13 protein-coding genes are annotated in these 14,909 nt (G+C 33.5%); 5 read left to right on the top strand and 8 right to left on the bottom strand.

Translation table 11 applies throughout. The annotated features are described in order from the left end of the window. Positions 1-39 precede the first annotated feature (39 nt). The 8 genes from groL to miaB form a co-directional block, all read right to left on the bottom strand. A complete protein-coding gene (gene groL, locus C8C88_RS03485) occupies positions 40-1,668 on the bottom strand; it encodes a chaperonin GroEL (protein WP_121336791.1) in 1,629 nt (542 codons plus the stop codon). A gap of 123 nt (positions 1,669-1,791) precedes the next feature. After that, positions 1,792-2,067, bottom strand: coding sequence for a co-chaperone GroES (groES, locus tag C8C88_RS03480; protein WP_121336790.1), 276 nt, complete (start codon positions 2,065-2,067; stop codon positions 1,792-1,794). Between the two features lie 136 nt (positions 2,068-2,203). Continuing rightward, complete coding sequence (gene secG, locus C8C88_RS03475) at positions 2,204-2,548, bottom strand: preprotein translocase subunit SecG (protein WP_121336789.1); 345 nt, start codon at positions 2,546-2,548, stop codon at positions 2,204-2,206. A gap of 3 nt (positions 2,549-2,551) precedes the next feature. Next, positions 2,552-3,403 (bottom strand): tetratricopeptide repeat protein, encoded by an 852-nt coding sequence (locus tag C8C88_RS03470; RefSeq protein WP_121336788.1) that lies wholly within the window; start codon positions 3,401-3,403, stop codon positions 2,552-2,554. A gap of 13 nt (positions 3,404-3,416) precedes the next feature. Beyond that, a complete protein-coding gene (locus C8C88_RS03465) occupies positions 3,417-3,920 on the bottom strand; it encodes an LptE family protein (protein ID WP_121336787.1) in 504 nt (167 codons plus the stop codon). 45 nt (positions 3,921-3,965) lie between these two features. Next, a complete protein-coding gene (locus C8C88_RS03460; RefSeq protein WP_121336786.1) occupies positions 3,966-5,225 on the bottom strand; it encodes a sigma-54-dependent Fis family transcriptional regulator in 1,260 nt (419 codons plus the stop codon). Positions 5,226-5,258: 33 nt separating this feature from the next. Continuing rightward, entirely contained in the window at positions 5,259-5,405 is a 147-nt protein-coding gene (locus tag C8C88_RS12870) for a hypothetical protein (RefSeq protein WP_158588981.1), read from the bottom strand. Positions 5,406-5,417: 12 nt separating this feature from the next. Next, positions 5,418-6,863, bottom strand: a complete 1,446-nt coding sequence (gene miaB, locus C8C88_RS03455; protein ID WP_121336785.1) for a tRNA (N6-isopentenyl adenosine(37)-C2)-methylthiotransferase MiaB — start codon at positions 6,861-6,863, stop codon at positions 5,418-5,420. A 316-nt stretch (positions 6,864-7,179) separates the two neighbouring features. Between miaB and topA the strand changes: the two genes are divergently transcribed. The 5 genes from topA to gldM all read left to right on the top strand — a co-directional run bounded on the left by topA (position 7,180) and on the right by gldM (position 14,885). Beyond that, positions 7,180-9,699, top strand: a complete 2,520-nt coding sequence (gene topA / locus C8C88_RS03450; protein ID WP_121336784.1) for a type I DNA topoisomerase — start codon at positions 7,180-7,182, stop codon at positions 9,697-9,699. A gap of 69 nt (positions 9,700-9,768) precedes the next feature. Continuing rightward, positions 9,769-10,920, top strand: coding sequence for a formimidoylglutamase (locus C8C88_RS03445; RefSeq protein ID WP_121336783.1), 1,152 nt, complete (start codon positions 9,769-9,771; stop codon positions 10,918-10,920). Between the two features lie 261 nt (positions 10,921-11,181). Next, a complete protein-coding gene (gene gldK / locus C8C88_RS03440; RefSeq protein ID WP_121336782.1) occupies positions 11,182-12,600 on the top strand; it encodes a gliding motility lipoprotein GldK in 1,419 nt (472 codons plus the stop codon). A gap of 39 nt (positions 12,601-12,639) precedes the next feature. After that, positions 12,640-13,287, top strand: coding sequence for a gliding motility protein GldL (gene gldL / locus C8C88_RS03435; RefSeq protein WP_121336781.1), 648 nt, complete (start codon positions 12,640-12,642; stop codon positions 13,285-13,287). A gap of 50 nt (positions 13,288-13,337) precedes the next feature. Beyond that, complete coding sequence (gene gldM / locus C8C88_RS03430; RefSeq protein WP_121336780.1) at positions 13,338-14,885, top strand: gliding motility protein GldM; 1,548 nt, start codon at positions 13,338-13,340, stop codon at positions 14,883-14,885. Positions 14,886-14,909 lie beyond the last annotated feature (24 nt).

Here is a 14,909-nt window from a genome sequence, read left to right as displayed (position 1 = left end):
GATTTTTTTGTTATAATAAAAATTGAATTTGTAAATAAATTACATCATTCCCGGCATACCACCACCCATTGGGCTTCCACCAGCAACATCTTCTTTAATATCAATTAAAGCACATTCAGTAGTTAATATCATTCCTGCAACAGATGCTGCGTTCTCTAATGCTACACGAGTTACTTTTTTAGGATCGATAATACCAGCTTTCAACATATCAACATATTCATCAGTTTTAGCATTGTATCCAAAGTCACCAGAACCTTCTGCTACTTTAGCAACAACTACTGAACCTTCAAGACCTGCATTTTCAACAATTGTTCTCAAAGGAGATTCAACTGCGCGAGATACAATTTGTATTCCTGTAGCTTCATCAGCATTGTCTGCAGTTATAGTGCTTAGCGCATTTTTAGCTCTTAAAAGTGCTACACCACCACCAGCTACAATTCCTTCTTCAACTGCTGCGCGTGTTGCGTGAAGTGCATCATCTACACGGTCTTTTTTCTCTTTCATTTCTACTTCAGAAGCAGCACCAACATATAAAACCGCAACACCTCCAGCTAATTTAGCCAAACGTTCTTGTAATTTTTCTTTGTCATAATCAGAGGTTGTAGTTTCCATTTGACCTTTGATTTGGTTCACACGATTTTTGATTGTATCTGCATCACCAGCACCGCTAACGATAGTAGTATTATCTTTATCGATAGTTACTCTTTTTGCAGTACCCAACATTTCGATAGTTGTGTTTTCAAGTGTGTATCCTCTTTCTTCAGAGATAACAGTTCCGCCTGTTAAGATTGCGATATCTTCTAACATTGCTTTTCTTCTGTCACCAAAACCAGGTGCTTTTACAGCAGCAATTTTTAATGCACCACGTAATTTGTTAACTACCAAAGTAGATAATGCTTCTCCATCAACATCTTCAGCAATAATCAATAAAGGTTTTCCTGATTGAGCAACTGGCTCTAAAACAGGTAATAATTCTTTTAAAGAAGAAACTTTTTTGTCGTATAAAAGGATGTAAGGATTCTCTAATTCTGCTTCCATTTTTTCTGGATTAGTAACAAAATATGGAGAAAGATATCCTCTGTCAAATTGCATACCTTCAACAACATCTACATAAGTCTCTGTTCCTTTAGCTTCTTCAACAGTGATAACACCTTCTTTTCCAACTTTTGCGAAAGCAGCAGCGATAAGTTCACCAATTACTTCGTCATTATTAGCTGAAATAGAAGCGATTTGTTTTATTTTTTCAGAATCACTTCCTACAACTTTAGCTTGCTTAGTAAGGTCAGCAACAATAGCCTCAACAGCTTTGTCTATTCCTCTTTTTAGATCCATAGGATTTGCTCCAGCAGCTACGTTTTTCAAACCTTCTTTTACGATTGCTTGCGCTAAAACCGTAGCAGTAGTTGTTCCGTCTCCAGCTAAATCATTCGTTTTTGAAGCTACTTCTTTAACCATTTGAGCTCCCATGTTTTCTAATGGGTCTTTCAATTCGATTTCTTTTGCTACAGTAACACCATCTTTAGTAACGTTTGGTCCACCAAAAGCTTTTCCAATAATTACATTACGACCTTTTGGTCCTAAAGTTACTTTTACAGCATTTGCTAATGCATCAACACCACGTTTTAATCCGTCACGTGCTTCAATATCAAATTTTATATCTTTTGCCATTTCTTTGTTTTTGTTTTCCTCACCCCGGCCCTCTCCAAAGGAGAGGGAGCCAAGATGAAATATTATTAAATATTTTGTTTGTTAATCTAATCTACTTCCCTTCGGGGAGGTTGTGAGGGGATTTTAGATGATTGCTAAAATATCGTCTTCTCTCATAATCAAATAATCTTTTCCTTCTAGTTTTAATTCTGTACCAGCATATTTTCCGTAAAGAACAGTATCTCCAATTTTTACAGTCATTGTGTGGTCTTTTGTGCCATTTCCAACAGCGACAACAGTTCCTTTTTGTGGTTTTTCTTTTGCTGTATCTGGAATAAAAATTCCTGAAGCAGTTTTTGTTTCAGCAGCTACTGGTTCTATAAGAACGCGATCTGAAAGAGGTTTAATGTTTAAAGCCATGATTTTATATTTTTTTAATATTTTTAAATGATTGCAAATGCAATTTCAGAAATTATGCCAGCCTACTTGAACTGACAATTTTTCTTAAAAAAAATGCCAGCTTTGACAGGCTGGCATCATTCTATATAAGGATAAATTATTTTGCTGGAGTAGTTGCGGCAGGTGTGTTTTGAGCAGGAGCTACTGGAGCAGTTGTGCTAGGAGCTGCGCTTTCTGTTTTTTCAATAATTTTTGAATCAGTATCGCTTAATGAACCTGTGAAACTTAAACTAGAAAGTAATATAAGAGCAATAAGTATAGTTGCTAATGTCCAAGTACTTTTATCTAAAAAGTCAGTAGTTTTTTGAACTCCACCTAGCATTTGAGAACCTCCAATAGATGAAGATAATCCACCACCTTTAGGGTTTTGAACCATTATTACTACTACCAATAGAAAACAAACTATTGTGATTAAAACTAAAAAAATTGAAAATGTGCTCATTGTTTAATTATTATGATTTTGTTGTAAAATTTTAATATCTGAAATATGGTCTGCAAAGAAACTACTTTTTTCTGGATATTTCAAAATTAATATTTCATAAGCTTGAATTGCTTTTTGATATTTTTTTTGCTCTAAATACACTCTGGCTAATGTTTCTGTCATTAACGATGAATTATCGTCTTTATTCAGGTCAAAAGTAGCATGAGATGTTGTATTGTGCTTAATTGGTGAAATTTTCGGATTTGTCTCAATAAACTTATCAATCAATTCCGATTTTTTCTTTTTGTTTTCGTCTATTGGAACTAACTCTACAGGAGGTTTTTGATCGGACTCTCTTACAATAGGTTGTGTTCGAGATAATTGTAACCATTCCTGAAACGAGTGTTTTTCGTTTTTAGAAAAATCCAAAGGTTTTCCAATGTCTAATTTTTCTTCTGCTAATTTAGTGTTATCTGAGATTTCAGATACCGAAGCTTCTTTGATGGAAGTCAGAATAGATGTTTCAAGAGCGCCTTTAGGTTCTGTTTTTTCTTCAGAGACAATTAGTTCACTGTCAATTACTTTAATGTCAAGAAGTTCAAGTACTTTTTTGTCGTAATATCCTTTTTGAATTGCTGTAAAAGTATCTGAAGTAATAAAATCAAATAATACAGTTCTATCGGTTGTATGGGCTGCGGTAACTTTTAATGCATAATTGTACTTAAAACTATTTTGGTTGTACAGCCCTTTTAAACGCAAAGCACGGGCACTTTGAAAATAAGGGTACTCGGCCAATACATTTCCTAAAGCTTCCGTTTGCTTTTCATTAATAGCATCTGGTTTGTTAATTAAATAAGTATAATCTGTTACATTCATAAAGGTTGTTCATTTACCATTTAGCAAGAGATTCATTGAAGATGTCTTGCGTAATACGTTCAAAAATGATGTCAAGTGATTTACTAAGTTGCGAGCCTACTAATTGTTGATTTGCAGGATAATCATCATAAAACTCAAATGTTTTCTCAAAATTATCTGTTTCTTTATTCTTATTGGTAAAGCGAACATTTACTCTTATTTTTAAACGGTTTTGTGATGCTTGTTGATCTGCTGTAGCAGTCATTGGACTTATACGGTAATCTACGATTTCCCCTTCATAAGTTAAGTCTCCACCGTTTTTTACTAAATTTAAATTAGTTTGATTTTGAATTAAATCTTGAAGTTTTAAAGTAAATGTCCTGTCAATTCCTGGCTCAATTAGCTCGGCATTATTTTGAAAAAAATTAACCTGAAAAGTTTTGGCGTCAATTTTTCCTGTTCCTGTAAAGTTGTAAACCGAGCAACTATTGAAAGTCACGAAGATTAACAAAATAAAAATATACTTTATGTTTTTCATTATAAATTTAAATTTCAAAGATATTCAAAATTAATCGAGAATTATTTAAAGATCAAATTGTTTTATTTTTCGATATAAAGTTCTTTCAGAAATTCCCAATTCATCAGCCGCTGCTTTTCGTTTTCCTTTATTTTTTTCCAATGATTTTTTGATCATTTCTATTTCTTTTTGTTCTAAGCGCAAGGTTTCTTCTTCCTCTTCTACCGTTTCGGCAACTAGAAAATTGTCCTCTTGTTCCTGATAGTGATCTTGATTGTTTTGTGAGGTAATTAAAGTAGCTCTTGGTTCTTCTTCAAAATCAATTTCGCTATCACTTTCTTTAGAACCGTATATTTTTTTAATCAAGTTTTGATTTGTCTCCTGTACTTTTGAACTTCCATTTTGCATCAATTCTAAAGTTAGCTTTTTCAAATCGTGTAGGTCACTTTTCATATCAAAAAGCACTTTGTACAGAATTTCTCTTTCGGTATTGAAATCACTATCGCTTTTTTTATCTTTAATCACCGAAGGTAAATTAGTTCCCTCTGTTGGTAGATACGATTGTAAAGTTGCTGCTGTAATATCACGATTGGTTTCTAAAACAGAAAGCTGCTCAGCTACGTTTCTTAACTGACGAATATTACCGCTCCATCTGAATTTTTGTAGCAATTGTACGGCACTCTCATCTAGTTTTAATGGAGGCATTTTATATTTATGAGCAAAATCAGAGGCGAATTTTCTAAATAATAAATGAATATCATCTTTGCGTTCGCGTAATGGAGGTAAGGCAATGTCCACGGTACTCAAACGATAATATAAATCTTCCCTAAATTTCCCTTTTTCGATAGCATTAAACAAGTTCACATTGGTTGCTGCTACAATTCTAACATTTGTTTTTTGTACTTGAGAAGAACCTACTTTTATAAATTCTCCGTTTTCAAGTACACGAAGCAATCTTACTTGAGTAGTTAGGGGTAATTCACCCACTTCGTCTAAAAAAATAGTACCACCATCTGCTACTTCAAAATATCCTTCACGAGTACTTGTCGCGCCTGTAAAAGCACCTTTTTCGTGTCCAAAAAGTTCACTGTCAATTGTTCCTTCAGGAATAGCTCCGCAGTTCACGGCAATGTATTTTCCATGTTTTCTATGCGAAAGAGAATGGATTATTTTCGGAATACTTTCTTTTCCAACCCCACTTTCTCCAATGACTAAAACAGAAATATCAGTAGGTGCAACCTGAATGGCTTTCTCTATTGCGCGATTGAGTTTTGGGTCATTTCCAATAATCTCAAATCGTTGTTTTATTGATTGAACTGTATCCATAATTTCTAGGCTTAAACGTCTCTTATTTTAAAACTACTCTTGCGGTTTTGTTTCTGTTCCTTTTAAAGTAGTGGTTTTTTCAATTTTATGTTTGGGAAAATAAGTTCTGATAATATAAAAGGTGACGCCAAATCCCACTATAAAAGCAATTAATCCAATTAGTATGTGTTTTTTTGACATTGTTGATTTTATTTAATTCATTTCACTTAATCCAACTGCTTTTCCTTTCAAGGTTCCGCTGGTACAGCTTTCTATTTTTACATTTACAAAATCTCCTATTTTATAATTCTCTTTTGGAAAAACTACCGTAATACTTTGTGAATTTCTTCCTGAAAATTCTTCTTTTGATTTTTTCGAAACTTTCTCTACTAAAACTTCTACGGTTTGACCAATGAATTCTTCTGAACGCAACCAAGCATGTTTTTGTTGCAAGTCTACAATTTCTTGTAATCTTCTGGCTTTTGTTTCTTCAGGAACATCATCTTCCATTTTTCTTCCAGCCAATGTTCCTGGACGTTCAGAATAAGAATACATATACCCAAAATTATATTTTACATACTCCATTAAACTCAAAGTATCTTGATGATCTTCTTCTGTTTCTGTTGGAAAACCTGAAATCATATCTTGCGAAATAGAGCTGTTTGGGATAATAGTTCTAATTTTATCAATCAAAGTCATGTATTCTTTGCGCGTATGCAAACGATTCATTTCTTTCAATATTCTATCACTTCCGGATTGAACAGGTAAATGAATGTGTTTGCAAATATTTGGATGTTTAGCAATAACATGCAAAACACTTTCATGCATATCTTGTGGATTTGAAGTCGAAAAGCGAATACGCATTTTAGGAAAACCAACGGCTACCATTTCTAATAATTGATCAAAATCGACTGCGGTTGCTTTTTGCATTTCAGTTGCGTTCTCAAAATCTTTTTTCAATCCGCCACCATACCATAAATAACTGTCAACATTTTGTCCTAAAAGTGTAATTTCTTTAAAACCTTTATTCCATAAATCTTGAATTTCGTTCCTAATACTTTGTGGCTCACGACTGCGTTCACGACCTCGGGTAAAAGGAACTACGCAAAACGTGCACATATTATCACAACCACGTGTGATAGAAACTAAAGCGGTAATTCCGTTGCTCATTAATCGAACTGGTGAGATGTCTCCATAGGTTTCATCTTTTGACAAAATCACATTAATAGCATCCCGTCCTTCTTCAACTTCGCTAAGTAAATTGGGCAAATCTTTATAAGCATCTGGACCTACAACTAGATCTACTATTTTTTCTTCTTCTAAGAATTGACTTTTTAAACGTTCCGCCATACAGCCTAAAACGCCGACTTTCATTTTTGGATTAATGCGTTTTACAGCATTGTATTTCTCTAAACGCTTGCGAATCGTTTGTTCTGCTTTGTCTCGAATAGAGCATGTGTTGACCAAAACTAAATCTGCTTCTTCTAATTTCTGAGTTGTGTTAAATCCGTTTTCAGACAAAATGGAAGCTACTATTTCGCTGTCCGAAAAGTTCATCGCACAGCCATAGCTTTCTATAAAGAGTTTCTTTGTATTCTCCGGTTTGTTTTCTAAAACAAGACTTTCACCTTGTTTACTTTCTTCAATAATCTTTTCCATCCTATGTTTTCAAAGCGCAAAGATAAAGTAAATACAATAAATATGACAAGATGTCAGACTAAGAATTAACATTGTTTTATGTTTTTCTTTTTCTTTTTTGAATGTAGTTGATAAGGAGTAGTTTTTTAGCTTTGGGATTCTAATAATTTATAAATACTGTGATTCAAAGGAGATAAATTCTGATGCTTTTTGGATTGAAAAAGACTTGTTTTTGACTAATTTTTCTTTGTTTACCGAATTAAATTAGTTTTAAAATAATTTCAGAATCCTATATATTTAAAAAAAATAGATACTTTTGTCCCAGAAAAATAGAGCAATGGCAAAGAATTTAGTTATAGTGGAGTCACCTGCAAAGGCGAAAACAATCGAAAAATTTCTAGGAAGTGATTACCAAGTGGAGTCAAGTTACGGGCATATTGCAGATTTGCCTTCCAAAGAAATTGGTGTAGATGTAGAAAACGGGTTTAAACCTAAATACGAAGTTTCAGCCGACAAGAAAGCATTGGTGTCAAAACTAAAGACTTTAGCTAAAAATGCCGAAACAGTCTGGTTAGCAAGTGATGAGGATCGTGAGGGAGAAGCTATTTCTTGGCACTTAGCCGAAGAATTGAAATTGGATAAAAAGAAAACCAAGCGAATTGTTTTTCATGAAATTACGAAAACAGCCATTCTTAAAGCTATTGATAATCCTCGTGAAATAGATTATAATTTAGTTAATGCACAACAAGCGCGTCGTGTTTTAGATAGACTTGTAGGATATGAATTGTCGCCTGTGCTTTGGAGAAAAATTAAAGGAGGACTTTCTGCTGGTCGTGTGCAATCGGTTTCTGTTCGTTTGATTGTAGAACGTGAACGTGAAATTCAAAATTTCAATGCAATTGCTAGTTATTCTGTTGTGGCAGAATTTACTAACGAAGCTGGAAAAACATTCAAGGCTAAATTGCCTAAAAATTTCAATACTAAAAAAGAAGCCGAAGATTTTTTAAATAAAAATATTGGTTCTACATATAAGGTAGCAGATTTAGAAACTAAACCTACCAAAAAATCTCCAACCGGACCTTTTACAACTTCAACTTTGCAGCAAGAAGCAGCTAGAAAATTGTATTTGCCAGTTGGTATTACCATGCAATTAGCACAACGTTTGTACGAAGCTGGACTTATTACTTATATGAGAACAGATAGTGTGAATCTTTCTAAAGAAGCGATGGAAGCCGCTGAAGCTGAAATTATTAAATCATACGGAAAGGAATTTTCTAAACCTAGAACGTTTACTAATAAAAGCAAAGGAGCGCAGGAAGCACACGAGGCAATTCGTCCTACAGATATGTCACGTCATACGGTGAATATTGATAGAGATCAAGCACGTTTGTATGATTTGATCTGGAAAAGAACCTTGGCTTCTCAGATGAGTGACGCACAATTAGAACGTACTAACGTAAAAATTGAAGCGAATAATCATAAAGAAATTTTTACTGCTTCAGGTGAAGTATTACTTTTTGAGGGCTTTCTAAAAGTTTATCTTGAAGGACATGATGACGACGAAGAAGAACAAGAAGGAATGTTGCCTGCTATGAAAGTCAACGAAAAATTGCAAAACAATTATATTACTGCTACTGAAAGATATTCTAGACCAGCTGCTCGATACACCGAGGCTTCTTTGGTGAAAAAACTAGAAGAATTAGGAATTGGTCGTCCATCAACTTATGCGCCAACGATTTCTACAATTATCAATAGAAATTATGTTGAGAAAGGAAATCTTGACGGACAAGAGCGTAATTACACTCAATTGACTTTGCAATCTGGTAAAGTAGGTGAAAAATTGCTGAAAGAAAATACAGGATCTGATAAAGGAAAATTAGTACCAACGGATATTGGAACTATTGTAACGGATTTCTTAGTGAAGAATTTTGGTAACATTTTAGATTATAATTTCACTGCTAAAGTGGAACAAGATTTTGATGAAATTGCCGAAGGGAATATCGAATGGGCAAAAATGATGCAGGAATTCTATGATAAATTTCATCCAAATGTAAAAGATGTTGAAGCAAATGCTGATAGAGAAAGTGGAGAACGAATTTTAGGAACTGATCCAGCTACAGGTAAGCCCGTTTCTGTTCGTTTAGGGAAGTTTGGCCCTATGGCGCAAATTGGAGAACCAGATGATGAAGAGAAAAAGTTTGCTAGTTTAAGAAACGAACAAAACATTGGAAATATAACATTGGAAGAAGCTTTGAATTTGTTTTTATTGCCGAAAAATCTTGGTGAATATAAAGGAGAAGAAGTTGAGGTTAGTAATGGTCGATATGGTCCTTACGTTCGTCATGGAGCTGTTTTTATTTCATTGCCAAGAGGAGAAGATCCCTTGGATGTTTCTATGGAAAGAGCAAAAGAACTAATTGATGAAAAAGCACTTGCAGATGCTCCTATAGCAATATATAAAGGAGAAGGTGTTCAAAAAGGAACAGGTCGTTTTGGTCCATTTATCAAATGGAATGGTATATTTATAAATGTTTCTAAAAAATATAATTTTGATAATTTATCTCAACAAGATGTTCAAGATTTGATTGAAGATAAATTGCAAAAAAATATTGATAAGGTTTTACATAATTGGGAATCTGAAGGGATTTTAGTTGAAAAAGCACGTTGGGGACGTTCTGTGATTACCAAAGGTAAAATTAAAATTGAATTGAGTAAAGATGTTGATGCTACAAAATTGACGTTGGAAGAAGTTCAAGAAATGATTGCTAAGAAAACACCAGCAAAAAAGGCAGCAGCAAAGAAAGCAACAGCAACAAAAAAACCAGCAGCTAAAAAAGCAGCTGTTAAGAAAAAATAAGTATAAACAATTCCATTCGTACCTCCCTCTCATTGAAGAGGGTCGGGGAGAGGAAAAAAGAAATAAAAAATGGAATTCGATTTTCTGGCTCCCATAGACCATGAGGTCTTGAGTTTTATAAATGGATTGTCTTCTCAGCAATTGGGGAGTAAAATTGTTTTGCATACCGAAGAACAATTTCCGGATCTGAATAAAATTAACATCGCTATAATTGGTGTTTTGGAAAATCGAGGTGATAAATATGCCATTTCAGATGTTGATTTAACTCTTATTAGAAAAGAATTATATGGATTGTTTCCTGGGAATTGGGATGCATCTATTGCGGATTTAGGAGATATTTTAGCAGGAAATTCAACTGAAGACACCTATTTCGCTCTTAAAAAAGTAATAGCTAGTTTAATTAAGAAAAAAATAATTCCTATTGTTATTGGCGGTTCTCAAGATCTTACTTATGCTCTTTATAGAGCGTATGATGAGTTAGAGCAAATGGTAAATTTAGTTTCTATAGATAGTAAATTTGATTTTGGGAAAGAAAGTGATGCGGTTTCTGCTTCGTCGTATTTGACCAAAATCATTATTGATGAACCTAATAATCTGTTTAATTATTGCAACATTGGATATCAAACGTATTTCAATTCTCAGGAAGAAATTGATTTGATTGAAAAATTGTTTTTTGATGGCTATAGATTAGGTGAAATTTCGAATAATATATCAATTTCAGAGCCTGTTTTCAGAGATGCCGATTTAGTAAGTATTGATTTGAATGCAGTTAAATCATCAGATTCTGGTAATTTAATGCCTTTTACCCCAAATGGTTTTAATGGAAAAGAAATATGTTCTTTGTCACGATATGCAGGAATTAGCGATAAAGTATCTTCATTAGGTATTTTTAATCATAATAATTCAGCCCAAGAGGCGGTTCTTATTGTACAGATAATTTGGTATTTTATCGAAGGGTTTCATTACCGTTCAAATGAGTATCCTTTTGGTAGTAAAGAAAACTATTTGAAATACATCGTTCCACTAGACGAAGAAGAATTAATATTTTATAAAAGTGATAAAACAGATCGCTGGTGGATAGAAATACCATTTATTTCAAATGGAAATAATAAACTAAAAAGAAATACGTTATTACCATGTTCCTATGAAGAATATTTATCGGCATGTAATCAAGAATTACCTGAAAGATGGTGGAAAGCGTTGCGAAAGAATGTTTTATAATTATCTTTGTGTTGAATAATAAGTTCTAAATCACGGTTTTTTACAGAACATCATGATTTTATACGTTTAATATTACAAAATTTGTTAAAAAGTGTATTTTATCGGTTTTTTTAGTATTTAGTCGATAATATGTTTTTTTTATACACTATTTAGTCTTATTTTTGAGATGTGGATTATTTCGTAATAATAATATTGTTTTATTAATAAATAATAAATAGGTTTACAGACTTTAAGAATAATGAATACATAACCCAATTTTTTATGAAGAAGTTCATTGCATTTACGGCAATTTTAACACTATTAAGTAGCTGTGGTAAATCAAGCGATAAGGGAGAGTTAGTAGGTGTTAAAGGAGGAAAATGGCATCCTGAAAAACCTTATGGAATGACTTTAGTTCCAGGAGGTTCTTTTATCATGGGTAAGCCAGATGATGATTTAGCAGATATTGAAGATGCGCCAACTAAGACGGTTACGGTTCGTTCTTTTTATATGGATGAGACAGAAATCACGAATAGTGAGTATCGTTCTTTTGTAGAATGGGTAAAAGATTCTACGATGAGAGTTCGTTTAGCAATACTAGCTGAAGAAAGTGGTCAAAAACCTGGAGCAACTAATGGTAAAGGAAAAAATACAGGAAGTATTGGTGACTTTGCTTTTAATGATTCAGATCCTGAAAAAATGACTGCTTATGATAAATACATGTATGATAACTATTACAGTATAGGAACTGATGATGATCCTTATGCTGGAAGAAAGTTAAATAGAAAGGTAAAATTAATCAAGGATACTAAACTTTATCCAGATGCATATTATGCAGAGGTTATGGATTCTATGTATTTGCCTATTGAAGAATCATACAATGGTCTTAGAACTATAGATGTAAATAAATTGAAATTCCGTTACTCTTGGATGGATATTCAAGCAGCGGCTAAAGCAAAAGTTGGAAAAAGAAAAGATTTCATCCGTACAGAAGAAGTTAATGTTTATCCTGATACAACAGTTTGGATTAAAGATTATGCGTATTCCTATAATGAACCAATGCATAACGATTATTTCTGGCACAAAGCATATGGAGATTATCCAGTGGTTGGTGTGAAATGGACTCAAGCCAAAGCTTTTTGTGCATGGAGAACATTGAATAAAAATACGTATATCAAATCTAAAAAGAAAGGTCGTGATTTAGTTAACGCTTTCAGATTACCAACTGAAGCAGAGTGGGAATATTCTGCTAGAGGAGGTCTTGAATCAGCAACTTATCCTTGGGGAGGTCCTTACACAAAAAGTGATAGAGGATGTTTCTTAGCTAATTTCAAACCTAATAGAGGAGATTATGCTGCTGATGATGCATTATATACTGTTGAAGCAAAATCATATGAACCAAACGGATATAATCTTTATAACATGGCAGGAAATGTTTCAGAATGGACGGATTCATCTTATGACCCAAATTCATATGAATACGTTTCAACTATGAATCCAAATGTTCAGGATTACAATAATAAACGAAAAGTTGTTCGTGGCGGTTCCTGGAAAGATGTGGCTTACATGTTACAAGTTTCAACTCGTGATCACGAATATGCAGATTCTGCGAGAAGTTATATTGGTTTTAGAACAGTACAAGATTATATGGGAACTAAAACAACAGGGAAATCATCTTCTACTTCTAAAAAGAGAAAATAAACGAACCAAATCAATTAAATAAACATAAAAAAAAATATTATGGCAGTATTAAGTAAAAAAGCAATGAATTTCGCCTACGGTATGGGAGCGGCAGTAGTTATTATTGGTGCATTATTTAAGATTACGCATCTTGAATTCGGATTCATAACAGGTAATTTAATGTTAACTATAGGTCTTGTTGTTGAGGCAGGTATTTTTGCTCTTTCTGCTTTTGAACCAGTAGAGAATGATTTAGACTGGACATTAGTTTATCCAGAACTTGCTAATGGTGAGGCTAAAGCCAAAACTAAAAAAACAGAAACTCCTTCGGATGCTCAAGGATTGCTTTCTCAAAAATTAGATGCAATGTTGAAAGACGCAAAAATTGATGGAGAATTAATGGCTAGCTTAGGAAATAGTATCAAAAATTTCGAATCTGCTGCTAAAGGAATTGCTCCTACGGTTGATTCATTAGCTTCTACTAAAAGATATAGCGAAGAGTTGTCTTTGGCTGCTGCGCAAATGGAATCATTGAACAGTTTGTACAAAGTACAATTAGAAAGCGCTTCAAGAAATGCTGAAGCAAATAAAGAAATTGCTGAAAATGCAAGTAAATTAAAAGAACAAATGCAATCTATGACAGCAAATATTGCTTCGTTAAACAATGTTTACGGAGGTATGCTTTCTGCGATGGGTAACAAAGGATAATTTTTAGTTTTAAACTATATATTAATAACGAAAACTAATTATTAGAAACTATGGCAGGAGGAAAATTAACCCCTAGACAGAAGATGATTAACCTAATGTATCTGGTTTTCATTGCGATGTTAGCATTAAATATGTCCAAAGAAGTATTGTCTGCTTTTGGAATTTTAAATAATAAAATTGTTGAGTCAAATATCTTGACTGATACTAGAAATGATGCTTCATTTCAACAATTAGCTCAAAAAGCGCAAGATCAACCGGGACAATATGGTGACAAAAAAATAAAAGTTGAGAAAATTAGAGCGGTTTCTAAAGAATTTAGCGACTATTTAGAAAATTTAAAAACTGAATTTACTAAGAAAACTGATAAAGATGCTCAAGGAAATTACCTTTATGAGCAAATGGACAAAGGTGACTTGGTAGACAGAATGTTTTTTACAGGAGATAGAGTTTCTAAACAAGGACAAGAATTTTTGGATAAAATCAAAAATTACCCAGCTTTAATTAAACAAATTGGAGGTAGTTCAATTGCAGAATCTGAATTGAAAAAAATCGAAAATAGATTTGCAACAGCTCCAGTATTTTCTGAGAAAGCTGGCGCAACATTATCTTGGATTGACTATAATTATAAAGGATTCCCGTTAATTGCAACCGTTACAAAGTTAACACAATTACAGGCTGATATTAAAACAACAGAGAGTGATGTAATGGCAGGAATGTTTCAATCTGATTTGATTGCTGCAGCTTCTTTGACAGCGTATCAACCAATTGTTGTTCTTGATAAATCTGTTTTCTTTCAAGGAGAAGCAGTAACAGGAAAAATCATATTAGGTAAATTTGACCCTTCATTAAAAGCAAAATCTGTTGTAGTTAATGGATCTAGTGTGCAAGCACAAGCAGGTCAAGCTAAATTCTCTTTTGGAGCGGGTAATATTGGAGAACACGCTATAGGAGGTTCTTTCAATTTTGATGAAAATGGTAAAGTAGTAAGCTTACCAATTAAAGATAAATATGTTGTTGTTGCACGACCTAAGTCGGCTACAATTTCAGCAGATAAAATGAATGTTGTTTATAGAGGGGTTGTAAACCCAATGACAATTTCATTCGCAGGGATATCAGCGGATAAAGTTTCTGCATCAGGACCAGGATTAAGTCCTGCAGGTGGCGATAAATACACGATGAGACCCGGAGCAGGTACTGAAGCAGTTATCAACGTAACAGGAACACTTTCAGATGGATCTAAAGTTTCAGACAAAAAGACTTTTAGAATCAAAGGTATTCCAGGTCCAACAGGAACAATTAGAGGAGAAATGGGTGTTGTAAAAGGACCAAAATCAAGTTTAGAGATTTCTACAATTGGTGCAAAATTAGTTGATTTTGATTTTGAAGTTGGTTTGGATGTTGTTGGGTTTAATCTTAAAGTTACAGGACAACCTACAGTTGTAGTTTCTGGAAATAAATTAAATGCACAATGTAAATCAGCCCTTTCAAAAGCTGGGAGAGGTGATCAAGTTACTATTTCTGAAATTAAAACAAAACTTGTTGGTGCGGGTAGTTATTTACTACCAAGAACGGCTCCAGTAATTTATGAAATACAATAATTAGTAAGTTTAAATAAAAACGTA

Origin of the sequence: Flavobacterium sp. 123, from assembly GCF_003634825.1 — a bacterium.
Taxonomy (GTDB): domain Bacteria; phylum Bacteroidota; class Bacteroidia; order Flavobacteriales; family Flavobacteriaceae; genus Flavobacterium.
This window is presented reverse-complemented; position numbering and strand designations above follow the sequence as displayed.

What these genes read in the sequence shown, in the direction of transcription:
- groL (WP_121336791.1), bottom strand. Translation starts at nt 1,668, where the DNA reads ATGGCAAAAGATATAAAATTTGATATTGAAGCACGTGACGGATTAAAA.
- groES (WP_121336790.1), bottom strand. Translation starts at nt 2,067, where the DNA reads ATGGCTTTAAACATTAAACCTCTTTCAGATCGCGTTCTTATAGAACCA.
- secG (WP_121336789.1), bottom strand. Translation starts at nt 2,548, where the DNA reads ATGAGCACATTTTCAATTTTTTTAGTTTTAATCACAATAGTTTGTTTT.
- C8C88_RS03470 (WP_121336788.1), bottom strand. Translation starts at nt 3,403, where the DNA reads ATGAATGTAACAGATTATACTTATTTAATTAACAAACCAGATGCTATT.
- C8C88_RS03465 (WP_121336787.1), bottom strand. Translation starts at nt 3,920, where the DNA reads ATGAAAAACATAAAGTATATTTTTATTTTGTTAATCTTCGTGACTTTC.
- C8C88_RS03460 (WP_121336786.1), bottom strand. Translation starts at nt 5,225, where the DNA reads ATGGATACAGTTCAATCAATAAAACAACGATTTGAGATTATTGGAAAT.
- C8C88_RS12870 (WP_158588981.1), bottom strand. Translation starts at nt 5,405, where the DNA reads ATGTCAAAAAAACACATACTAATTGGATTAATTGCTTTTATAGTGGGA.
- miaB (WP_121336785.1), bottom strand. Translation starts at nt 6,863, where the DNA reads ATGGAAAAGATTATTGAAGAAAGTAAACAAGGTGAAAGTCTTGTTTTA.
- topA (WP_121336784.1), top strand. Translation starts at nt 7,180, where the DNA reads ATGGCAAAGAATTTAGTTATAGTGGAGTCACCTGCAAAGGCGAAAACA.
- C8C88_RS03445 (WP_121336783.1), top strand. Translation starts at nt 9,769, where the DNA reads ATGGAATTCGATTTTCTGGCTCCCATAGACCATGAGGTCTTGAGTTTT.
- gldK (WP_121336782.1), top strand. Translation starts at nt 11,182, where the DNA reads ATGAAGAAGTTCATTGCATTTACGGCAATTTTAACACTATTAAGTAGC.
- gldL (WP_121336781.1), top strand. Translation starts at nt 12,640, where the DNA reads ATGGCAGTATTAAGTAAAAAAGCAATGAATTTCGCCTACGGTATGGGA.
- gldM (WP_121336780.1), top strand. Translation starts at nt 13,338, where the DNA reads ATGGCAGGAGGAAAATTAACCCCTAGACAGAAGATGATTAACCTAATG.